This is a genomic window from Microcystis sp. LE19-84.1B (assembly GCF_027531875.1).
Taxonomy (GTDB): domain Bacteria; phylum Cyanobacteriota; class Cyanobacteriia; order Cyanobacteriales; family Microcystaceae; genus Microcystis; species Microcystis panniformis.
Genome location: NZ_JAPZSR010000070.1, coordinates 1 through 21,652 on the forward strand (window position 1 = coordinate 1; position 21,652 = coordinate 21,652).

The 21,652-nt window shown below is 41.5% G+C and carries 16 protein-coding genes and 2 pseudogenes; 5 read left to right on the top strand and 13 right to left on the bottom strand.

Features of this window, described 5'->3' with window-relative positions:
• The 3 genes and pseudogenes from O9324_RS03950 to O9324_RS03960 form a co-directional block, all read right to left on the bottom strand.
• The coding region (locus tag O9324_RS03950) for a TubC N-terminal docking domain-related protein (protein ID WP_288139533.1) at window positions 1-347 on the bottom strand (347 nt) is incomplete at its 3' end.
• Window positions 348-701: 354 nt separating this feature from the next.
• A complete protein-coding gene (locus O9324_RS03955; RefSeq protein ID WP_288139534.1) occupies window positions 702-4,961 on the bottom strand; it encodes a non-ribosomal peptide synthetase in 4,260 nt (1,419 codons plus the stop codon).
• 316 nt (window positions 4,962-5,277) lie between these two features.
• Window positions 5,278-5,470 (bottom strand): annotated as a pseudogene (locus O9324_RS03960) (IS30 family transposase); the annotation flags it as partial.
• A 541-nt stretch (window positions 5,471-6,011) separates the two neighbouring features.
• On the opposite strand from O9324_RS03960, the gene O9324_RS03965 reads away from it, so the two are divergent.
• Complete coding sequence (locus O9324_RS03965) at window positions 6,012-6,797, top strand: SWIM zinc finger family protein (protein ID WP_002765683.1); 786 nt, start codon at window positions 6,012-6,014, stop codon at window positions 6,795-6,797.
• Window positions 6,798-6,918: 121 nt separating this feature from the next.
• Here O9324_RS03965 and topA read toward each other — a convergent pair whose 3' ends face one another.
• Complete coding sequence (gene topA, locus O9324_RS03970; protein WP_288139536.1) at window positions 6,919-9,555, bottom strand: type I DNA topoisomerase; 2,637 nt, start codon at window positions 9,553-9,555, stop codon at window positions 6,919-6,921.
• Window positions 9,556-10,598: 1,043 nt separating this feature from the next.
• Here topA and O9324_RS03975 point away from each other — a divergent pair.
• Window positions 10,599-11,213: a DUF938 domain-containing protein gene (locus tag O9324_RS03975; RefSeq protein ID WP_288139537.1), complete on the top strand. Its 615-nt coding sequence runs from the start codon at window positions 10,599-10,601 to the stop codon at window positions 11,211-11,213.
• A gap of 283 nt (window positions 11,214-11,496) precedes the next feature.
• Here the strand turns inward: O9324_RS03975 and O9324_RS03980 are convergent, their stop codons facing one another.
• The 5 genes from O9324_RS03980 to O9324_RS04000 all read right to left on the bottom strand — a co-directional run bounded on the left by O9324_RS03980 (window position 11,497) and on the right by O9324_RS04000 (window position 16,226).
• Window positions 11,497-12,594, bottom strand: coding sequence for a sulfotransferase family protein (locus O9324_RS03980; RefSeq protein WP_287629519.1), 1,098 nt, complete (start codon window positions 12,592-12,594; stop codon window positions 11,497-11,499).
• Window positions 12,595-12,599: 5 nt separating this feature from the next.
• Entirely contained in the window at window positions 12,600-13,988 is a 1,389-nt protein-coding gene (locus O9324_RS03985) for an aspartate aminotransferase family protein (RefSeq protein WP_288139538.1), read from the bottom strand.
• A 427-nt stretch (window positions 13,989-14,415) separates the two neighbouring features.
• Window positions 14,416-14,649, bottom strand: coding sequence for a photosystem I reaction center subunit IV (locus O9324_RS03990; RefSeq protein ID WP_002767446.1), 234 nt, complete (start codon window positions 14,647-14,649; stop codon window positions 14,416-14,418).
• Between the two features lie 78 nt (window positions 14,650-14,727).
• Entirely contained in the window at window positions 14,728-15,357 is a 630-nt protein-coding gene (locus O9324_RS03995; protein ID WP_002767448.1) for a DUF6391 domain-containing protein, read from the bottom strand.
• A gap of 167 nt (window positions 15,358-15,524) precedes the next feature.
• The gene (locus O9324_RS04000) at window positions 15,525-16,226 is read right to left on the bottom strand and encodes a 16S rRNA (uracil(1498)-N(3))-methyltransferase (protein ID WP_002760717.1); all 702 of its coding nucleotides are present in this window, start codon (window positions 16,224-16,226) and stop codon (window positions 15,525-15,527) included.
• Window positions 16,227-16,691: 465 nt separating this feature from the next.
• Between O9324_RS04000 and O9324_RS04005 the strand changes: the two genes are divergently transcribed.
• The 3 genes from O9324_RS04005 (at window position 16,692) to O9324_RS04015 (ending at window position 19,521) form a co-directional block, all read left to right on the top strand.
• Window positions 16,692-16,862, top strand: a complete 171-nt coding sequence (locus O9324_RS04005) for a hypothetical protein (RefSeq protein WP_288139539.1) — start codon at window positions 16,692-16,694, stop codon at window positions 16,860-16,862.
• A gap of 308 nt (window positions 16,863-17,170) precedes the next feature.
• Window positions 17,171-19,114, top strand: coding sequence for an AAA family ATPase (locus O9324_RS04010; protein ID WP_288139540.1), 1,944 nt, complete (start codon window positions 17,171-17,173; stop codon window positions 19,112-19,114).
• Window positions 19,114-19,521, top strand: coding sequence for a hypothetical protein (locus O9324_RS04015; RefSeq protein WP_288139541.1), 408 nt, complete (start codon window positions 19,114-19,116; stop codon window positions 19,519-19,521). Before O9324_RS04010 ends, O9324_RS04015 begins: the two co-directional genes overlap by 1 nt.
• Window positions 19,522-19,563: 42 nt before the next feature.
• Here the strand turns inward: O9324_RS04015 and O9324_RS04020 are convergent, their stop codons facing one another.
• The 4 genes and pseudogenes from O9324_RS04020 to O9324_RS04035 form a co-directional block, all read right to left on the bottom strand.
• Window positions 19,564-19,815, bottom strand: a complete 252-nt coding sequence (locus tag O9324_RS04020; protein WP_002767457.1) for a hypothetical protein — start codon at window positions 19,813-19,815, stop codon at window positions 19,564-19,566.
• Between the two features lie 5 nt (window positions 19,816-19,820).
• A complete protein-coding gene (locus O9324_RS04025) occupies window positions 19,821-20,579 on the bottom strand; it encodes a hypothetical protein (protein ID WP_002767459.1) in 759 nt (252 codons plus the stop codon).
• Window positions 20,580-20,609: 30 nt separating this feature from the next.
• Entirely contained in the window at window positions 20,610-21,002 is a 393-nt protein-coding gene (locus O9324_RS04030) for a Mo-dependent nitrogenase C-terminal domain-containing protein (protein WP_002767460.1), read from the bottom strand.
• Between the two features lie 459 nt (window positions 21,003-21,461).
• Window positions 21,462-21,652, bottom strand: a pseudogene (locus O9324_RS04035) (hypothetical protein); the annotation flags it as partial.

Sequence of the window (21,652 nt, forward strand, 5' to 3'; positions counted from 1 at the left end):
TGCTCTAAAATATCAATGTTTAAGCGTCCCGTTAAACGGATGGTTAGAGCTTCATTATAAGCCGAATTTTGCTGATCCATCTGATAGAGAAACCACATTCTCTGTTGAGCAAAAGATAGGGGTAAATCTTCAGTTCTGGCAGCGGTATTAATGACCGATTCAAGGGGTTTAGATGGTGTTGTTGCGCTTCTTAAAAAAGTGAGAATTTCTGGTTTTCTTGTCCCGATTTCTTGCTTAATTTCTGGTGTCATCGCTCCCTGGGGAGCTTGATATTTTAACTTTTCTTCCTCAAGCCAAAGCTTGATGTCTAAACTATTTAAGTAAGATAAAAATTCTGCGACTTTCATTAATAGTATCCTTTTCCTTAATTAATATTCTGATATTTTTGGAATGGGGGTGATGTTTGGCTGAGTTCAGTAGTTCTAACTTGAGCTACTGTTTAGAGATCTAATCAACGTTTTTCATAAATTTAAGTACCTTCAAAGACTAAACAATATAGACCAAACAAAAATTATCAATGGTAGGGAGTCGGTGGTTATTGTTAAAATCAGTTGCTCTGGGAGCAACCGCTTACATACTCCATAAAAAGACTGTTTGGCTATTCATAGCACATTCTGGATGATAAATTTTAGTGATGGATACAATTTTTTACATTTTTTCCAAAATAGCTCTGAAAAGCTTAAATTTTAGTTAAGCTGTTTTCATAATTCTCCTTCTTCATAATTTTCTGAGGCTGTTGTCATAACTTTACCACTTTTGGATACACTGTGACTATTTTTGGCTACATTAAGCACCTCAATCGTTTGAGTTAAACTGGCAACGGTTGGGTATTCTAACAAACTGTGCAACGACAATTCTACCGAGAAAACATCGCGTAAACGAGAAATAACTTGACTCGCCAGTAAAGAATGTCCTCCTAGTTCAAAGAAATTGTCATGAATTCCAATTTGAGATAGATTTAACACCTTTTGCCAAATGTTAGCAACTTGACGTTCAGCTTCCGTTCTGGGTGCTATCAATTCGTTATTTTCTTTGCCTTGGAGTTCCCTGAGTAACTGCCGCTTATCAATGTCTCCATTATCCTTAATAGGGAGGGATTGTCGCAGCACCAGGGGACATTGATAGGACGTTCCAAATCGATCTTTTAGACTAACATGATCAGGTAGATTGACCGATTGAATTGTAGATTTACGGGTGTAATAAGCCGTTAACTTTTGGCATCCTTCCGACCTAGATGTGAAACGATTAATCTTGCCATTACTCCCATCTAAACCGATCATTAATTGTCTTTGGTTGTGATATAAACTCGTTAGAAATGAGTCTAAACCTTGCCGCACCGTCATATCATAATACCCTTGAGATTGGGTTATGTATTGCATCTGATAACCCTGGCTAATCCCAGTTTCTTGCCAAGTTGTCCAACTATAACAATAACTGGGGAACAAATTCTTAGATTTTTGATAGGTATTCAAAGACTCAAGGAAACTATTAGCCGCCGCATAGGAACCCAAAGCCGCTCCTCCAAAAAAACTAGCCAAGGAGGAAAAACTAATAAAAATTCCCTGAGATTCTTTGAGGAGTTGATGTAAAACCCAAGTTCCTATTACTTTAGGACGAAGAATTGTCGATAAACCGTCTTGAGTTTCGTCCAGAAGTAAACAATCTTTGTTAATTCCAGCCAGATGAATCACCCCATTAAGTTCTCCTTGCCATTGTTTTTTCACCTGTTCTACAGTCTGTTTAACTTGAGGGAAATTAGCCACATCTACCGCTTGGTAAATTACTTCTCCCCCAAGATTTTCTAAAGCTTGGAGATTTTTGATTTTTAAGGATAATTGATCTTCGGTTTTGAGGTACTCACTCCAGAGATGTTTTTCTGGTAAAGATGTTTTTCCAATTAACAGTAAACGAGCTTGATAATTTTTGAGCAAATACTGAGCAATTTGTCTGCCAATCCCTCCTAGTCCTCCGGTAATCAGATAAATTCCCCCTGATTTAAAGGGTAATTCCTGTTGGGTGTGTTGAAGTAAATTGACTTTTTCCAAACCTGCGATTAAACGTTTCCCATTGCGATAGGCAATTTCTCTTTCCTTGGATAAAACGGATAGTTCTTGCAGCAGATAACTGAGATTAATTTCGGTTTGATCCAGAGGTAAATCAACATGACGAGTATTCAACCAAGAAAGTTCTTGAGCTAGAGTTTTGATCAGTCCTAAAACTGGAGATTTTTCATAGGCAATTTCATCGGTTTCTATGACAAATTGACTATAACTGGAAACAAACAGCAATTGAATTTTTGAGTTAAAATCATGATTTTTAGCTAAAGCTTGAACCAAAAATAATAAATCATAAATTCCGCGCTCTTGTGCTTTTTCTAACTGTTCAATTGTTGAAATTTCTCCCTGATAGTCTTGATAAGTCCCCAGATGAATAATATTGCTAAGGATAATTTTTCGCTCGGATAAAGATGCCATTAACTGTTGATAATGATTAGCTGTCCCAGGTTTGAGGGTATAGCAATTTTGACTGATTTTAGAAAATTCTTCCGCTGCTAAAACCGTGATACAGGGTAAGTTTTGACCTTCGATTTTTTCTGCCAAAGATGCTCCTAAACCCAAGGAATCCAGAAAAATTAAAGTACAACACTTGGAAAGTTCTGGTTTTAAGTTAACTGGAGATCGAGGTTTCCAAACTTTCTGGTAAAACCAATCAGGAAGGGTTTGAGCATTTTCTAACAAAATATCTATTTTTTTTAAAATAGAATTAAATTCTCCATTTCCAAACCGTTTTGTTAATTGCGATCGCTGAATTTTACCAATGGAAGTTTTAGGAATTTCAGTTTTATTTAAGGGGATTAAATATTCAGGATTAACCCCAAAACTGTTAATTACTTTTCGTCTAATCTTTTTCAGAAGTTCCGCTAGATGCTGGTGTTCCAAGGTTTCTGCACTAAAAAATAAAGCTAATTGATCGGTACTATTACTAGAATCATAAACAGCACAAGCGGCGGTGTAGGACACTTCTACTTCTTCAATGGTTTCAACCACAGTTTCAATTTCATGGCTATAATAATTGACTCCATTAATAATAATGGTTTCTTTACTTCTTCCAGTAATAACTAAATGACCGTTACTAATAAATGCTAAATCTCCTGTCTTAAACCAGCCATCTTTTAAGAAAGCGTCTTGATTCGCTTCTGGGTTTTTATAATACCCGGGTGAAACTGGATGTCCTTTAACTTGTAAATGACCAATAGTTTCTTCTGGTAATAGGGAATTATCAGTATTAACAATTCTAATCGATATTCCCGGAATGGGTAATCCTAAATCCGTAAAAGTTGCACCATTGGGATGTTCAGGATGGACTCGTTTTAGGGAAGAATTCAAGGAGGATTTATCAACCGTATGAAAGAGTAATGGCTGTTGTTCTGTCGGCTGATAATAGGTAATTCCTGACCCCATTTCTGCCATCCCAAAAGCAGGACGCATCGCCGTTTTTTTCAGATTATATTGAAGATGAAGGGTGTTAATAAATTCTCCAACTGCTTGACCAGAAACAGCTTCACCTGCTGCCAAAAAGAATTTGACACAATCTAAATTCCAATTTTGATCTGGTTCTTTTTTTAAAGCTTCATTGATCAAATTATAGGCAAAATTAGGAGCCCAACTGTGGGTGATTCGATATTGAGCAATTAAATCTAACCAATTCAAAGGACGACCTAATATATATTCAGTTTGAACATAAACCATTTGGCATCCTAGCTCGACACAGCGAATATTCCAGTCTGAAATACTTCCAATATGATCAAAAGGAAGCCAATTAAGAATAATATCGTCGTTTTGATGTTCACAAATGATGTTTGTTCCTCGCGCACGAGAGATCACATTTTTATGGGTTAATGAAATACATTTCGGTATTCCTGTACTGCCTGATGTTAGATTAAAGAACGCGATATCATCCGGTTGACTAATATAAGTCTGATGGGGAGAATAAGTTTTTAATTCTTCAATAAAACTGAAGCTTAAGGTTTGATTAGGCAACCATTGTTCTAAATGTTTTATCTCTTGCTGACGGGATTTATTTGTGATAATAATAGGTTCATCTAACAACTGCCAAACTTGACATATTTTATGAATTTCATTATTAAAATCTTTATAGCTGGGTGGCACTGAAATAATAACAGGAATAAATCCCCCTAAAAGACACCCCCAAAATGCGGAAATGATATCATAGTTTTCCGATAGCTGAAGAATTACTTTATCTTGAGCTTGTAAACCCTGCTTTTGTAATCCGGCTTGTATTTGTTGAGCGTCTTCCCATAATTGTTGATAGGATTGAAAAACTTCTGATCCATTAGATTGAATATAAATAATCCCTTTATTTGAATAATTTTCAGCAGCTTTTTGGAGGATTTCTGCCAAGGTTTTCGGTTGAAGTTCAGATTCTTCTAAAAGCTGTCCGTGACTGATTCCAGATTGAGTGTTAGAAGTGTGAATCCCCAGATGAATCGGGGTTTCAGATTTTTGATGATCATTTTTTTTCTCTATTTTTAAGGGCAATAATTCTGATAGATGTAGGGGTAAAATTTTGTTCTTTTTAGAAGTCATGACGACAGCAACTTGATCGATATCTGACAAAGAGCGCAGTTTTTCTTCTGTTTCCTGAACTTGATTATTATCGATAATTTCAATATTCTTTAATGCAGTTTCATCGACATCACCGCTATCGGTTAAGGGTAAACTGGAAATTTGCACATAGATATTAGGTAGAAGATTGTCTGGTAACTGAGACTGTAAATCGGAGGACAATTGTTCAGAATTCCAAGCTCCAGAGGAAACGATATAGGCGACTAATTCCTCCTCTCGTACCATAAAATAGCAATCTTCAATCAAAGGATTTGATAAAAAGACTTCTGCTAATTTCTGACAATTTAATTTTGGATTTTTGTGTTCCGTCCTCATGCCTAAAATCCTCGGTTCTGTGTACATCTTGTGAAAGCTTCTTCAATAAGGACTTTTAGGCGTAGCCAATTTGACATCTATAATACGCCAATTCAAGTCTGAATTGCATCACTGTCTGAGCTATCAGAGCATACCTCATTCGGGCTAGGATAGTCAAGATATTTTCGAGGACGATTGTTAAGCTTTTCGTAATTTAAATTGCCTGTTGAGATGAGGGACTTATGCAAGAGGCAAGACTCCCCCCAACTTTCCGACTTCCGGGGGGTGGGGGAGATTCGGCTAATCTAAGAATAAGGGATTTAAATCCGTCTGAGCTTAGTCCATTAGTCGGCTCGTTTAATCCCGCTCTCCCAAGAATGATAAAGAGTAGCAAAATAAAAATCTGCTCCTAGTTTCTCACTCAACTCTTGATGTCCAATAAACTCTTTGACCTTGTCACAAGGGTCGGTTTTTCTTTTGTCAAAGGGAATCTCTTGGGAAAGTTTTTCGGCCACTAGATTAATTTCACTTTAGCTTAGTTTTGATAGATCATTTGCTCAGTAATAGGACAAAATTAACTTCTTGGTTAGCAAATGCACTCAGGCAAAAGGCAATGGGTAGTTAGATATGTGTAATTAATTCTGTTTAGCTACTTAAATGGTTTGGCGATTCTTTTCCTTCCCTCCCAGCACGATAGCATAATTCACTTCCAATCCAACTTTAAAAAACTCGCTCTTCGCTTCCTTCTCCTCGTTCCCGCTGCCTGCTCTCCGATACTTTCTAAACAGGATTTAGTATTAATTCTCGCTCTGGTCGTGCTTTGATCACATCCGAGCAAGACGGCTATTTGCCGTTGAGATAAATTTACCTCTTGACCAAGTTGGTAGAGCAAGTTTCTTGGTTCTATGTTAAGATATTGAGGGCTTCGTTTTTGGGTCTGATTTGTTGTTGTTAAAGATCAGAATATACCTGATGAGCCTTTCCTAGTCCAGCCTCTAGGCTGATGTGTTTCCTTTTTGAATTGACGTTTTTCTTGGTAACGAAGCTGATCCGCTGTAGGGTAAATAAAAAATGACAGAACAAGCTTGGTGGGTACAAAAATGGTTAGAACTACTCGATTCCTATCGCTTTAAAAAACGTTTGGAACGAGCTAGACTGTACGCTAGAGAAGGCAATGTTTTAAGTATTGACTTTGAAGACTCGCAAGTTATTGCTAGAGTGCAAGGCAGTGAACCAGAGCCTTATATAGTGGATTTATCCCTAGCGGCTTTTAGTGATGAAGAATGGGATTATATTATTAAGCTTCTCTCCAAAAAAGCCATTTATTCCGCTCAATTGCTCACCGGACAAATGCCCGATCATATTGAGCGTGTTTTTATCGATAGTGGGGTGAATTTGTTTCCCTTTTCCCTAGCTGATATTCGCTCTCGTTGCACCTGTCCCGATCAAGCCAACCCCTGCAAACATATAGGAGCAGTGTACTATCAATTGGGCGATCGTTTTATTGTCGATCCCTTCCTGCTTTTGCAACTGCGCGGCCGAACCAAAAACCAAATTCTGGAAGCTTTACGAGAAAAACGCTCCTATTCCTCTGATAATCAACCTTTAGCAGTCAGTGAAACCCCCACAGTAGTTGAAAAAACTGCCCCCGACAGCGCTATCGATCGCTTTTGGCAGTACGATGAGGAGCTAGATCCCTCCCTAGTTGTGATTACGCCGGGGAATGAAAATCAAACCATTCTCGACATTTTAGGCAATTTTCCCCTCGCTGCCCCCGAATCAGATGCCATAGAACAATTTTTAAAACCAATTTACCGGCAAATTCCCCAAGAAGCGATGGCGATTGCTTTACAGTAGGGAATTTGGGGTATATGAGCAGCTCGTTCAAAGTGGTGCAAAAGACAAAAAAGCCAGCCAGATTTGTCCTCGCATCAGGGCGAGGAATTAACCAGGGAGAAAATCGCCCCACCACTAACCGCTAAACCGTCTTACTTTTGCCAGTTTTACTGCCTGGGGAAGTAGTTTTTTTAGTGGTGCTAGAAGTAGTTTTCTTAGTAGTGGTTGTCTTGGCAGTGGTTGTCTTGGCCGCTAGGGCGACTAAAGCTTGTTCTAGAGTCAGGGTTTCGGCGGTTTCTCCTTCGGGAATCTTGGCGTTGGTCTTACCGTGTTTGATATAAACTCCGTAGGGTCCCTCGTACAATCCCACCAATTCCCCATCGTCGGGATGTTTACCCAATTCTTTTAGAGGTGGTTTGGTGGAACCGCGGGCGCTGCGAGTTTTTTTCGGTTCGGCTAATAAGGCCAAAGCTCGATCGAGGGTTATGGTTAAGACATCATCGCTGGCTTTCAGGGAACGATATTCTTTTTCCTTACCCTGTTCCTGAACTATATAGGGGCCAAAACGACCTAAACTGGCTTTAATTTTGCCTCCGGTGAGGGGATGGGTTCCCAGTAGTCGCGGCAGTGCCAATAAACCGACTGCTTGTTCGAGGGTGACATCCTCTGGTTTGACTCCTTTGGGTAGGGAGGCGCGTTTCGGTTTGGGGTTGTCATCGCTGACATCTCCTAACTGGACGTAGGGGCCGTAACTACCCACCAGCAGATAAATTGGCTCTCCGCTGTCGGGATGAAGACCTAATTTATCCGGACCCTCGGTTTTTTGTCGCAGCAGGGTTTCTACCTGTTCGGGGTTGAGGTCGGCGGGGGTTAAATCGGCGGGGATGGAAGCGGTGAGGATTTCATCGCCTCGGGAGACTTCCAGATAGGGACCGTATTTGCCGATCTTGATAGTTGCCTGTAAATCCTCTAAAATCACCGATTTGGCGGTGCTAGAGTTAATTTGACTCTCGCGCTCTTTTACTTGGCTTTCTAGCCCCTTTTCGCCGCGATAGAAGCGATCGAGATAGGGCAACCATTGGGCGGAACCGGTGGCGATATCGTCGAGGGTTTCCTCCATTTTCGAGGTAAATTTGGGATCTACCAGGTCGGGGAAATGATTTTCTAACAAACTAACCACGGCAAAAGCGGTGAAGGTGGGAATGAGGGTTTTATTCCGCATTTGGGCATAACCGCGATCGATAATTGTGCCGAGAATGGTGGCGTAGGTGCTGGGTCGCCCGATTCCTTCACTTTCGAGGGTTTTTACGAGTGAGGCTTCGCTATAACGGGCGGGGGGTTGGGTATCGTGGCTAATGGCTTCTAGTTTGCGACAATTGGGGGTATCACCGACGCTGAGGGCGGGTAAGATTATTTCTTGGTCGTCGATGGCGGCTTCGGGATCGTCGGAACCTTCCACATAGGCGCGGAAAAAGCCGGGGAAGTCGATTCTTTTGCCGGAGGAGCGAAATCCGGCATTTTCTACCTGAATATTGACGGCGATCTGGGTAATGCGGGCATCGGCCATCTGTGAGGCGACGGTACGCTTCCAGATTAGGTCGTAGAGGGCGAATTCTAGTCCGCTCAGGCCGGTTTCCCGGGGCAGGCGAAAGCTGCTACCGGCAGGCCGGATGGCTTCGTGGGCCTCCTGTGCGCCTTTGCTTTTGGTGGTGTATTGCCGGGGTTGGGGACTGAGATAATTTTTTCCGTACATTTGTTCTACACAATTGCGGGCGGCGGTGATGGCCTGATCGGAAAGATGGACGGAATCGGTCCGCATATAGGTTATGTAGCCCTGTTCGTAGAGATTTTGGGCGATTCGCATGGTGTCGCGGGCGGATATGCCCAGTTTCCGGTTAGCCTCTTGCTGTAGGGTGGAGGTGGTGAAGGGGGGGGAAGGTTTGCGAGTGGTGGGTTTTTCTTCGGTGTGGCTAACGCGCCAGATTTTGTCTTGGATGCGTTCTTTTAAGGCGGCGGCGGTGGCTTGATCCAAAAGTGTCACCTGGCGACCGGGGAGCAGTCTGCCAGTGTCGGCATCGAAATCGCTGCCATTTGCCACTTTTTGACCGTTTAAGGTGACTAATTTCGACTCGAATTGATTTTTGTCTTTTTCGAGGGTGGCTTTCAGGTCCCAATAATTGGCGGTTTTAAAAGCCCGTCGTTCCCGTTCCCGTTGTACGAGCAGACGCACGGCGACGGATTGTACCCGGCCGGCGGATAAACCTTTAGAGATTTTTTTCCAGAGTAGGGGGGAGAGGGTATAACCGTAGAGGCGATCGAGTATGCGGCGGGTTTCTTGGGCGTGAACTAAATTTTCGTCGATCGAGCGACAATTTTTTAGGGCCGCTTGGATTGCCTCTTTGGTGATTTCGTGAAATACCATCCTTTTGGTGGGTATTTTCGGGTTGAGTACCTGTAAGAGATGCCAACTGATACTTTCTCCTTCCCGATCTTCGTCGGTGGCGAGGATCAATTCGCTCGCGCCTTTGAGGGCTTCTTTTAATTCTTTGACGACTTTACTTTTGGTTTTGGGGACGACGTAGAGAGGATCGAAATCGTTCTCCACATCCACGCCCAAATTCGCCCAGGATTTGTCTTTGTGGGCGGGGGGAATTTCTTCGGCAGAGGCGGGCAGATCGCGGATGTGGCCCATGGAGGCTTGGACTCGGTAGCCGCTAGGCAGATAATTGCTGATCGTCCGAGCTTTGGTGGGGGATTCGACAATAACCAGGGTTGACATAGGAATTGATCACGAGGGCATGGCCACAGCGACTGTTTTAGTTAGACTGACCATCTTTGTTTGATGATGGGCAAAAGTTACTATTTATCTTGACCGGCTTGATTCGGGTCAAAAGCCACTTACTACGATAATAGAGATTAAAGGCGGTCTTTTGTCACTAACTTCTTAATAAAACTTAATATTTTTCTGGAGCAGGAAGAGGGGAGCAGGGAGACCACTGCGTGCGCGTTGCGGGGGGTAATGGGGAGATGGGAGAAAAAAGCTGACACTGATGACTGATGACTGATGACTGACTCCTAACCCAATGTTCGCTAAAGATAAGCAAAAATTATTGATTGATGCCAAAGACTTGAGAATATTTAAATTAACATTCCGCAATATTTATAAATTCTTAAAAATTAATTGAGAAAGATTTTTATTTAACAACGATGTTACAATAGTTACAGCGATTTTACTGAATTTCATAATGGGTTATTCTGTGCTTTTTTAGGCAGCAATGGTTGAAACCCTTGCCACACCTAGAAGGTTATCCTAATTAAGATGGGTAAATTAGTCAATTTCACCAACAACGATGATCTTTTTTGTGTGTAGTTTTATTGCAAAAAAAAAGTTTTTTTGACAAAAAGCACAAAGTATGAATTATGAATTATGAAGTGGCAAGAATAAATAGATGTAGGCAAGGTAAGGGTTTTGTTGCTGTTGCTTTTCTCGCGAAACAGGTGCAAGATTTTGAGAGAATCGTGCTTCAAAACCTAGCATCTTGAGCGGCGATCGTGTCCTGTAGGGGCGAAGCATTCGGGTAGAAAATCTACGGTTTCACCGATAGGTTATTGCCCGAATGCTTCGCCCGTACTTTTTGCCGCAAACCCTAAATAAAAATAATCTCCTGACTTGAAAGAGGGTGTAGGGTGTGGGGTGTAGGGAAGGAAACCTCTTTCATCTGTGGGGGTGAAAATTTTTTCATCAGGACTGATGCCTGACGACCGACGACCGGCTACTGACTCCTAACCCCACCAACCAACTTTTTGCCGCAAACCCTAGTTATGTCTGATTTACGTCAATACGCTCCGGCAACAGAACGCAATCGTCAGCCGATTTTAGAAGTTCTCAGCCAATTTTTACCAAAGACTGGCAATATCCTAGAAATATCTAGCGGCACGGGTGAACACGCTGTTTTTTTTGCCCCTCGTCTTGATCCTTGTCGTTGGATTCCCTCGGATTGTAACCCTCTGGCTCTAGATAGTATTCGCAGTTGGTGTGATTATTATCCTAGTTCTAATCTCGATCGCCCCCTATTTATCGATGTTCATCAGTCAGTTTGGGCGGTAGAGACGGAAAATATCGTTATTAATGCCATTGTTAATATTAATATGATTCATATCGCCCCTTGGTCTGCTTGTTTAGCTTTAATGGCAGGAGCAAGTCGCATTCTCAGACCAGGGGGAATCCTCTATCTTTATGGTCCCTATAAACAACAGGGAAAACATACTTCTCCTAGTAATGAAAGCTTTGATTTTTCTCTCCGTTCTCAAAACTCTGCTTGGGGAGTGAGGAATTTAGAAGATGTGGTGCAAGAAGCCAGCGATCGAGGTTTACAATTGTTAGAAGTAATTCCTATGCCCGCTAATAATCTCTCGGTTTTATTTGCCTTAACATAGCAATTATCAGTGAACAGTAATCGGTAATTAGCTTCTGAAGGCAATAGGCAATAGGCAAAAGGCAATAGGCAAAAGGCAAAAGAAAGAATCTGGCAATTCTCCTACCTAAAAAGAAGGTTATAAACTAAGTACATCAAAGCTTTTAGCTTAACCAATTAAGTAGGGAGGCACAATTATTTGTAGGATGGTTAGCGGTAGCGTAACATAATCGGGCGTTGGGTTTCATGCTTCAACCCAACCTACGTTCTGATAACTGATAACTGATAACTGATAAAGCTGATGATTAAAAATAATTCCAACGTTGAATAAATGGTAGCCAATGAGATTCAACTAACTCGATCGCTTTTGGTTCTGGGGGATAATTATTTTTTTTATATCCTTGCAGACTGCTGATATATTTCTCAAAGCGAGGCATAGATATTTTTAAGTCGGGAAGTTGCAGTTGATCGTAGATTTTCTCGATTTGTGCTAGGGGTTCTTTTTCTAAATCTTCAAAACGAATTTCTACAAAACTATCGGTAGGTAAATTGGCACTATCTCCCAGGAGAGAATTGAGCATTGGGGGATAACTTTTCAGAATCGCTTGCTCGATGACATCAATAGATAAATTATCGTAGGATTGCAGTGCTAGTTCCGGTAGGATGCGGGTAAAAAAGTGGCGGGTTGAGGGAAAAACTAGATAGGGATTGCGGTAGATATGAATAAATTTAGCATCGGGCCAGATAGCTCGCAATCTGGCGATGTGTGCCGTATAAACGGGGTTTTTGATTAGTAATTGTTTGCCTTTTTGGTGGATGGAAACTTTTTTTAATAGATGAGTATGCCAACGTTGCCAATTGGCGATTTCTTTCTCGCTGCAGCCTTGAAAAAAAACCCCTCGATCGAAATGGTACTGAAAACGTTGGGGAAAATATAAACCATGGTAGTAGGAAAGGGGGATCATACTGGCCAGGGCGATCGAGTCTTCTTGGGGTGAATTGGGAGTAACGGCGACGTTATCCACATGGCGATCGCTCGGTAGAGCTAATTCTAGCAGCGGTTGAAATAAGCGGACGATACCGAGGATATCCCAGGGTAATCCCACCGCTAGGGGCGAAATATAGCCAAAATGCTCCGATTGACCCAGTAAATTGTGCAGATGGGTCGTGCCGCTGCGCCAATAGCCGACAATAAAAATGGGTGCTTTTACCTGCACGCGGCGCTCATAAAACCCTGTCATCAAAATTCGTTCTAGGGTAGAAAAAGGCAGTCGCGCCAGGGTAACTGCCAGCGCCAGGGTTGCTGGGGGTAAATTGGGGCGATCGATGCCGCCATTGGTCAAAAATAAACGAAGGAGAGTGCTAAGGTTACTACCGCAGAGGGGATGAAACAAACTGGACATATTAACTATTTTTTGGCGGTTTTTTGGCGGATAGCTTGGCTGGCCAAGGTTTTACCGAATTCCCAAGCGGCCCCAGGGAAGCGATGTGCATCAGCGACCACATCTTTAACGGCGGTGACAAACCAACGGCAATCCTCGTCGGAGAGGGTGAGGGGGGGGATAAACTTAATGATATTCATGCCGTGGCCGGAAACCTGGGAGAGGATTTGATGGCGGGTAAAGAGGGGAACGACGATTAACTGGGAAAATAGCCCTTTATTGGCGGTTTCTAGCATTTTCCAGGCGGCTTTTAGTGACCAACTGCTCGGCTCGGCAAATTCCAAGGCGATCATCATACCCAATCCCCGCACTTCCTGCAAACATTCGTACTGATCTACGAGGGGCTGCAGTTCTGCGATAATTTGTTGACCGATTACAGCCGCTCGCTCCACTAATTTTTCCTCCTCAATCACCTGTAAAGTGGCAATACCGGCGGCCATGGCCAGATTATTTTTACCAAAAGTGCTACCGTGAACCACAGAACGATCCATGCGATCGAATACTCGATCGAAGATCCAGCGACGACAGAGAACCGCTCCCACTGGCACAAAACCACCCGAAAGAGCCTTGGCAACACATAAAATGTCCGGTTCTACCCCCCAATGTTCCACAGCCCAAATTTTGCCAGTCCGGCCTAAACCGGTCTGCACTTCATCGGCCACAAAAAGAGTGCCGTAACGACGACAAAGGGCAGCCGCTGCGGGGAGATAGTTCGGTTCGGGAATTCTCACCCCGTGACCTTGAATCGGTTCGGTAATAAAAGCCGCTACGTCTTGGTTAATTAGAGCTTTTTCGAGCGCAGCTAGATCGCCGAAGGGAATTTCCTTAAAATCAGCGACAAAAGGCCCAAATCCCTGGCGATAATGGGGATCGCCGGTGGCGGAAAGGGAACCCATGGTTAACCCGTGGTAGCCTCCCTGACAGTAAACAATTTGGCTGCGTCCGGTGGCGTAGCGGCTGAATTTAATGGCGGCCTCGACGGTTTCTGTGCCGGAATTAGCAAAGAAAACTCGTTCTAATCCGGGAGGGGCGATCGCTACTAACCGTTCCGCCAGCAATCCCGCTAGGATAGAAGCATCCAATTGGACTAAATTGGGCAATGCTGCCGTTAGCACTTCCTGTAAAGCTTGCACGATCTTGGGGTGATTGCGTCCGAGAGCGAAAACACCAAAACCACTCAGTAAGTCCAGATACTTTTCCCCCTGATTGTCGAATAGGTACGGACCTTCAGCTTTAACGTAGTGGCGATCGTAGCCGATCGTTTTTAGTACCCTAACCATCTGGGGGTTTAGGTATTGTTCGTGGAGGGCAAAGTTTTCTTCTAGTCTTTTTTCTATCAGTTCTAAAATGCTCATAAATTCCAGATTTGATGACTGAAAAAATATTTTTTAAACACCTCAAACCCGATTATGTTGATAGCACATTATCATGATTTTTGGTCATCTAATATTATAAATTATTTGATATATTTTGTCAAGTATTTAAGAACTTATCTAGGATAATTAAACTAATTAACTCTTGTTGGCTAAAGGTTCAAGCGACTTTTAGATAATTTATTATTCAGTTTTTATATGGTTGAGGCGCAAGCGATGCGCCCAAAATGCAATATCAGTAAACTGATAACTGATAACTGATAACTCACACCTGATAACTGATAACTGATAACTGATAACTGATTACTGATTACTGATTACTGATTACTGATAACTATAAAAAAAACCGACCAACAAGAGAGAATTCCCGTCAGTCAGTCGGTGAGGATAGGCCGAATTTTAGTCAGCTTTATTTCTTAGCGGGGGCAGCCTTAACGAGTTCCAATTCACTTTCAGCGAAGTTATTGGTATTCAGTCCACCGGCGCTACCACTAAAACCGTGGTAGTTAACAGTGTTAAAACGGACGATAACGGGGTAGAGGATACCACTTTTGTCAACACTGGCTACGGTTCCTACATCGTTGTACCAGTAAGACTCTTTACGTTTGATTCTAACTTTGGCTCCGCGTTCGATTCCAGGCATAGGTGTTGTTTTTTTTTAGGGTTTAGTTAACAGGTTACAATCAGAGCGAGTTTGCCGAAAGGGTTTTTACTTTAAGTTTTATTGCAAATCTTGCCACTCTGTTTGGACGAAATGCCCCGAACGTCCCCATAGGTCTGCCTTTGGTGCAATATTAACGATTGTTAAGTTAAAGGGAATGGCCGTAGTCAGGTATTTTTGGGCCGACATTCCCACATCCGGCCCGATTTGAAAAGCGGTGGCAGTGGCTAAACCTAAGCCTAATAACTGAGAAATCGGACCTCTGGGGAAGATAAGATGAGTTCCTAAGACTAAGCCAGCGGTTAAGGCTAAAGTTACCGATAAATTGGTGCCACAACGCGGATGTAATGCCAATTGCCCCTCGCCATTTTTGAGACGATGGAGTGCCTGTTTGGCCGCAATTCGCAGTTCATTTGTATTAATCTGTCCGTAGAGATAAAAACCCCTATCGGTGGACAGTCCCCCCAGGGCCTCGTTATCCGCGGGGGAGCGGTCAAAAGGCGATTGACGACGGGCAGCCATTTCGCTTAATACCCAGACGGTGGCGTGTTCCAAGGCGTGAACCTGTCGCAGGGTGAGAAATTCTTTGACACCGGGGATAAAGCCGATTTGTGCCAGTAAATCGCTGTCTTGCTGGGGCGAGGGGTTAAACCAGTCAAAAGAGGGGTTAGAAGGGCTACTAGAGGTCATAAAGTTGCGCTAGGGCGAGTTTTTTCGGGGAATGTGAGGGTGCTATTCGACAAAAACGGGGACAATCTGACCACAGGAGAACTGCTGCTAGTTTTTGCTTTAGGTTAAGAAGCGAAAGGATTTCAGTTATCTCGATTGCTAGTCTTGGTCATAGAAACTATAGTCAATTAGCTGTCTAAATAGGCGTTAATGATAGCAAGAGCCACTAAGGGAGCGGTAATTGTTCTCAAAATGCGTTTTCCCAGTGATACAGGCACAAAATCAGCAGCGATCGCTTGTTCTATTTCTGTCTCCGTCCATCCCCCTTCAGGTCCGATGGCCATGGTTATCTCGGTTGATGTTTGTAATTGAGAAAGTAGCGGGGCCACTGTTCTACGGGTAACACCAATATAACAAGTTGTCTGTGGGTTAGCTCCCCGCTTAAGGATGGCTAAAAATGGCTGTGGTTCTTCGATTATGGGAATAATCTGTCTTTCTGATTGTTCTACAGCTTCTCGGGCAATTTTTCGCCAACGGTCAATTTTTTGAGGACTAGGATTAACTAAACCGCGTTCTGTCAGCAGCGGGATAATCCGATAAACTCCTAATTCGGTGGCAGCGCGAACGATATCATCAAAGCCATTTTTGGGAATTGCTACCATTAAATTCACTTGTACTGGTAGTTCGCTAGTTTCGTTTATCGCTTCTAAAAGATGGGCCGAATTATCAATTATTTCCGCTAACCACGCTTGTCCTTGTCCATTTAGGGCAATAAAACGGTCATGGGATTTTAAACGAACAACTTTTTTAAGATAATGACTTTGTTCGGGTGTTAAGACAATTAACCCGTTTTCTAGGGTGTTAAAATCAAGAAGAAGACGGTAATACAAGGCGGTTTATTCTATATTGCTATCGTGTTCAGAATCACTGTCAGCTAAGTAGGTAGGTGTTAAAAGTTGTCAGATCCCCCCCTTATCAAGGGGGGATTAAGGGGGGACTAAGGGGGGATCGGCACCCCCCTTATCAAGGGGGGGAGGGGGGATCAGAGGCAAAATCTATCTTCAATTTAATTATAACTACTTACTTATCTATTTTAGCTTTTATGGTGTTTTTGTATAGGGTTGAGAGTAGATTAGCTTATAGCAGTTATCTTAATGGTGAAGTACGAAATTTTCCTTTTGGGTAGTCGGTCGTCAATACCAAATTAGGTTATACTTCATGTTTACGCTCAAGGCTGTAAGTTACTATGGCCTTACCTACTCAGATCTGTTATGAAATTTCTCGTCATCAAGGTATCTCTTGGCCAATAGGAATTAAGACTTGACAATCCCCACTCCCTAACCCACAAAAAATTCATGGACATAACTGCTAAAATTGAAGAACTGGCACAAAAATATGAGATACCTCCCCAACTGCTAAAGGAAGCGATGGTTTTAGAAGTGGATAAAATTGCTCTAAAAAATCGGCGGCTATCACCTAAAATTGTCAAACTTATCGAAAAATATACCGACTCCCCACAATCATAAATTTTATAGATATCTTGCATAATTTATTTTTGGTAAGTAGGGAGGCACAATTATTTGTAGGATGGGTTAGCGGTAGCGTAACATAATCGGGCGTTGGGTTTCATGCTTCAACCCAACCTACGTTCATCTTATATTTAATTCCACCCACCCACTTAGTTTAAAAACGACAAAAATAAATATTAAGTTGCATAAAATCTCTAAATAAACCATTTAATTGATTATTATTCATTCTTAATTCTCCTGATTACTGACTACTGGCTACTGACTCCTAATCAACCACAAATTTTTTGATTTTTACAAGAGTTCTTATGACTTTGAGACTGAAACAAATTCGCTTAACTAATTGGAAATGTTACCCTAGTCAAAATATTACTTTTAACCTGCATACCGACAGAAATATTCAGATTATCTTCGGTAATAATGGCCACGGTAAAACTTCTCTGATGACAGCGATTTTATGGTGTCTCTATGGGGTAGATATTGTATCTAAAGAGACTTTGAAAACCTATTTTTATCGAGGTAAGGATGATTCTTCACCAGCAATAGAAATGCGGGTAGAATTAAATTTTACTAGAAACGAGAAAAATTACTTTATCAGTCGCACAGCGAAATTAAACGTTAATGGTAGCACTTCTTATCCCAGCGTAGAGGAAGCATTATTTTATGAAGATGGAACCATAAAAGCAAGTAACTCTAGGGAATATATCGAAGCATTGCTTCCTAAATCTATTCGAGATTTTTTCTGTTTTGATGGCTCAAAAATCGAACAATATACCCAGATAACTCAAACTAAAGCAGCAAAAGAAGCAATTGAAAAAGTTTTGGGTATCCCGGAATTAAGAAATCTACGCGATGATACAGAAAAAGCCTTACAAGAATTAGAAAACCGTTTAAATAAAGCAGAGGGAACCAGTCAAATTTTTAAAGATAAGCTGCAACAATTGCGAGAATTAGAAGAAGAAATTGCTTTTCAACAAGGTCAGCTTAAAAATGCCAAAGATAGCGAAAAAGATGCTATAATTATCTACCAAGTCGCTCAAGAAAAAGCCGCTCAGATTGAAAGTTTACGAGAAAAGTTAGAGGAAATTTATAACTTAGAGAAAAAGCGTATCGGTTTACAAACTGAGTTAAATAACCTGCAAAATTCTATTGATTCTTGGTTAAAAAAAGCTGCGATACCTTTGCTGATTAACTTTGTGCAGGAAATGGCTGACGATTTGCAAGTTACTAGCTTAAAAAGCACTTATAAAACTAATTCTACAGCAGTTTTAAAAGCAATACTTGACGATGAAAGCTGTCTATGTGGTCGTTGTTTAGATCAAAATTCTCGTGACTTTATCCTGCAACAAATTGCCGAACTGGAGTCCCTAGAAGTGGACAACGCCACCAGAATAGAAAAAGACCAAATTAGAATTGATTTACAGGGAATTATCCGAGATAATGCCAAATTTAGCAATTATAGTCAATTGCTTTTACAAAGAGATCTTTTAGAAGAAGAAATCGAAGAAATTAATCAACATATTAAACAGCTAAAACAGGAAACCACGGGAATAAATCAAGAATCAGCTAATGATATTTGGCGAAAAGTTGGCGAATCTGGTAAAAATGTTGAGAGGAGACAAGAAAAGATCGAACGCTTGCAAAAGGAAATTGAAATCAAAGAAAAGAAATTAGAAAATTTACGCAAAGAAGTGGAAATTTTAGCTAGTGAAAATCAGACCACATTGATGTTATCTAATCAGGTTAAAATGGCCAGAGGTTTAAAAAATGCCACTAACGAATTAATCGAATGGCATATCGATAATTCTCAAAAAATGATTAATCAAGTAACCAGCGATCGCTATTTACAAATAACCAACAAACCAGAGGAATATAGAGGAGTAGAAATTACTCCCGAATACACTTTAGGAATCCGTACTATCACAGGAAAATTATTAAATCCCGATGTCTTAAGTGCCGGAGAAAAGGAAGCTTTAGCTTTTGCTTTTATCACCGGTTTAAATCAAATAACCGATACTTGTGTTCCCCTAATTATGGATACACCTTTCGGCCATTTAGACGAAGAACATCAAAAAAATATTATTAACTCTCTCCCTAATTTAAACTCCCAAGTGATTATTTTAGCCACGGATCGCGATCTACCCAGTCCACTTTTAAATCTGCTGCTTCCCTACACTACTGATATATTCAAAATACACCGTTTGGCTGCCGATGAAGATGCTTCCGTGATTGAAGTGATGGAGAATTACTAATGCAGAGAATCGATCCCAGTTTGAAGATTTATGCCTCGGAAACTTCCAGAAATTATCTACAGGTACTAAAAGATAATAAAACCTTTGAGCGCATGGTAGATGCCTATTTATTCGCGGCTGCTTTTGCCATTAAACAAGACTTCAGTATCTACGGAATCAATCTGAGTAATCGACAAGATTTAATTAATATTAGCCAAATCGAGCCAGAGGTTGTTTTAGCTTTAACCGCAGGAATTTATATTATCTGTAAAAAGAATTCTTATCCTCAACCCAGGGACGGTAAAGAAGTTTTAGATAAGATCTGTCAATACGCAGAAGTGGGATTAAGGGAATTAAAAGAACGCTGGCAAGGCAAAGTCAGCAATCAAATTCAAGCTGATATTGAGAGAATTATCAATAATCTCTAAAATTCTCCCTATCTAACTATCTTTTTTAGCGATAACGACAAATTACATTCTTTCCACACTGCCAAAAAAGACGGGTTCCACGCGAATAGCAATGACACTAGCCGGACGTAAAACCATATATTCTCCTTGGATATTTCTGATCGGAACATTGATAAAATCCTGAGAATCGGCTTTCGGAACTAATTCATTACTGTACCACTTTTGAAATTCTTGGATGGTCAAAAAACGTACCTCCTCGCGATGTCCACTGCTCAAGAACAAATGTACAGCGTACTCGTCAGCTTTTCTACTCATTTTTTTTAACTAATCAGATGGAATTTTTGTAATAAAGTTGCCATTAAAGGCGGAAAAGTGAGACGCAATTCGCTCAGATCCGAGAAAATTAATTTTTGGTAGCTTGGCAGGTCAAAAGCCAGTTTACCCTTTAATTCCGCCCGATTTTGATAGGTTAGCAGAATTTGTCCGCCCTGTTTACAAGCGATCGCATAACCTAATTCTACACCCACTAGGGGACTGGGCAGTAATTCCGTTTCCTTTTGGCTAATCGCCGTAGCATCAGCAATAAATAATAAACTTTTGCGAATTTGGCGTAATTGACTATCACTCAATCTAGTGACATTGCCCTCAGTTCGAGGCGTTTCTACCATAGTTAAGGGCAAACGGGAGCGTTTATTGAGATTTTCGACGGTTTCGGTCAAAACTGTTTTTAAAGCGGTGCTAGAGTCCTTAAATTGGCTTTGGGAGCTAAAATAAATGACGGGATCCAGCCAAGTGCTGAGGTCTTGTTTAGTAAAGTAAATTTCTTGGGAAATCAGGTCAATATTCGAGATGACGTAACCGCCACTACCTTCGAGGTAAAATTCCACCCTTTCCCCTTCTAGATAGCGTTGGAACCAGACAGAACCCTGTATTGTCAGACTATCATCGAGAAAATCGGCTCTTAAACCCGATTTTAAGAGACTATTGCGACTTAAGCGCAAGTCGTGGGGACGTTTGACAACCTCGCGGATAGGTTCGTATTTGTCCAGATACCAAGCTTTCAGAGCGATGATGGCCATAGGTGTGGCGATTAAAGACACTCTCCCATTTTAGCAGTAAGCACCGATATCCTCTCCACATTCATCGGCCAGGTAAGAAAGAGCGCGAAATCTTAACATCATCAGGTTTTCGTAGAGGGGATTTAGCTTGCAAAGGGGCGGAATCTCTAGAATTGTCCAGCTAAATAGGGTAATTTTCCGGGCAAAGGGACATTGAGCCGGAATTAGACGACAAATCCTGTGAGCTAGTGCAGGTGTATTAATTTCTAGGCGATCAATTCGTTGCCGCAGGGGTTGCCATAAATCCCATTTTGGTTGCGGTGACGGGTTTTTCCGATTGCCTTTCGACCAAGGGGCGATCCAATTAGAGACAATTATTTTATTTGTGGTATAATCTGATACATCAGCATCGGCCATAGCTTTATCTTCAATTGATTGAGTCATAAGGTTCTATCTGAGATTACGACAGGGCGAACAATCTTTCCCGAAAATCCCCTAGGACGTTCGGACATTTGAACGCTTTAACGATAACATCTCTGGGATAAAATTACTCGTTAAGACTACACAGTAACGCTAGGGCTGCGGAGAGGCAATTTGAACGTTTGTACTAACTTTCCATCTCCGAGTTATCACCTGAAAGCTAATAGGCAACAGACGACAATAAGATAACGTCATGAGTGAGTTTAACCAGATTAATCTCTAAGCTTCGCCCAAAGATATTGGCTCTGATTAGAGCTATTTCTAGGTTAGCAAAAACTCAGGTTTTTTCACGTCAGCATAGTACACTTTTTCTGGGTATAAAATATCACCCGCTTTTGTCAAAGATACGCAATCCAAGCTGTGGGGTGTGACCCCCCCAACCCCCCCGACATCGGGGGGCAGGGGGGGTGTAGGATGTGGGAATTATGAATTATGAATTGGAAATTGGGGAGTTTTTTGCTGTGAATAGTAAACGGTGAACTGATAACTGATAACTGATAACTGATAACTGATAACTGATAACTGATAACTGATAACTGATAACTGATAACTGATAACTGATAACTGATAACTGATAACTGATAACTGATAACTGATAACTGATAACTGATAAC

What these genes read in the sequence shown, in the direction of transcription:
- O9324_RS03955 (WP_288139534.1), bottom strand. Translation starts at nt 4,961, where the DNA reads ATGAGGACGGAACACAAAAATCCAAAATTAAATTGTCAGAAATTAGCA.
- O9324_RS03965 (WP_002765683.1), top strand. Translation starts at nt 6,012, where the DNA reads ATGACAGAACAAGCTTGGTGGGTACAAAAATGGTTAGAACTACTCGAT.
- topA (WP_288139536.1), bottom strand. Translation starts at nt 9,555, where the DNA reads ATGTCAACCCTGGTTATTGTCGAATCCCCCACCAAAGCTCGGACGATC.
- O9324_RS03975 (WP_288139537.1), top strand. Translation starts at nt 10,599, where the DNA reads ATGTCTGATTTACGTCAATACGCTCCGGCAACAGAACGCAATCGTCAG.
- O9324_RS03980 (WP_287629519.1), bottom strand. Translation starts at nt 12,594, where the DNA reads ATGTCCAGTTTGTTTCATCCCCTCTGCGGTAGTAACCTTAGCACTCTC.
- O9324_RS03985 (WP_288139538.1), bottom strand. Translation starts at nt 13,988, where the DNA reads ATGAGCATTTTAGAACTGATAGAAAAAAGACTAGAAGAAAACTTTGCC.
- O9324_RS03990 (WP_002767446.1), bottom strand. Translation starts at nt 14,649, where the DNA reads ATGCCTGGAATCGAACGCGGAGCCAAAGTTAGAATCAAACGTAAAGAG.
- O9324_RS03995 (WP_002767448.1), bottom strand. Translation starts at nt 15,357, where the DNA reads ATGACCTCTAGTAGCCCTTCTAACCCCTCTTTTGACTGGTTTAACCCC.
- O9324_RS04005 (WP_288139539.1), top strand. Translation starts at nt 16,692, where the DNA reads ATGGACATAACTGCTAAAATTGAAGAACTGGCACAAAAATATGAGATA.
- O9324_RS04010 (WP_288139540.1), top strand. Translation starts at nt 17,171, where the DNA reads ATGACTTTGAGACTGAAACAAATTCGCTTAACTAATTGGAAATGTTAC.
- O9324_RS04015 (WP_288139541.1), top strand. Translation starts at nt 19,114, where the DNA reads ATGCAGAGAATCGATCCCAGTTTGAAGATTTATGCCTCGGAAACTTCC.
- O9324_RS04020 (WP_002767457.1), bottom strand. Translation starts at nt 19,815, where the DNA reads ATGAGTAGAAAAGCTGACGAGTACGCTGTACATTTGTTCTTGAGCAGT.
- O9324_RS04025 (WP_002767459.1), bottom strand. Translation starts at nt 20,579, where the DNA reads ATGGCCATCATCGCTCTGAAAGCTTGGTATCTGGACAAATACGAACCT.
- O9324_RS04030 (WP_002767460.1), bottom strand. Translation starts at nt 21,002, where the DNA reads ATGACTCAATCAATTGAAGATAAAGCTATGGCCGATGCTGATGTATCA.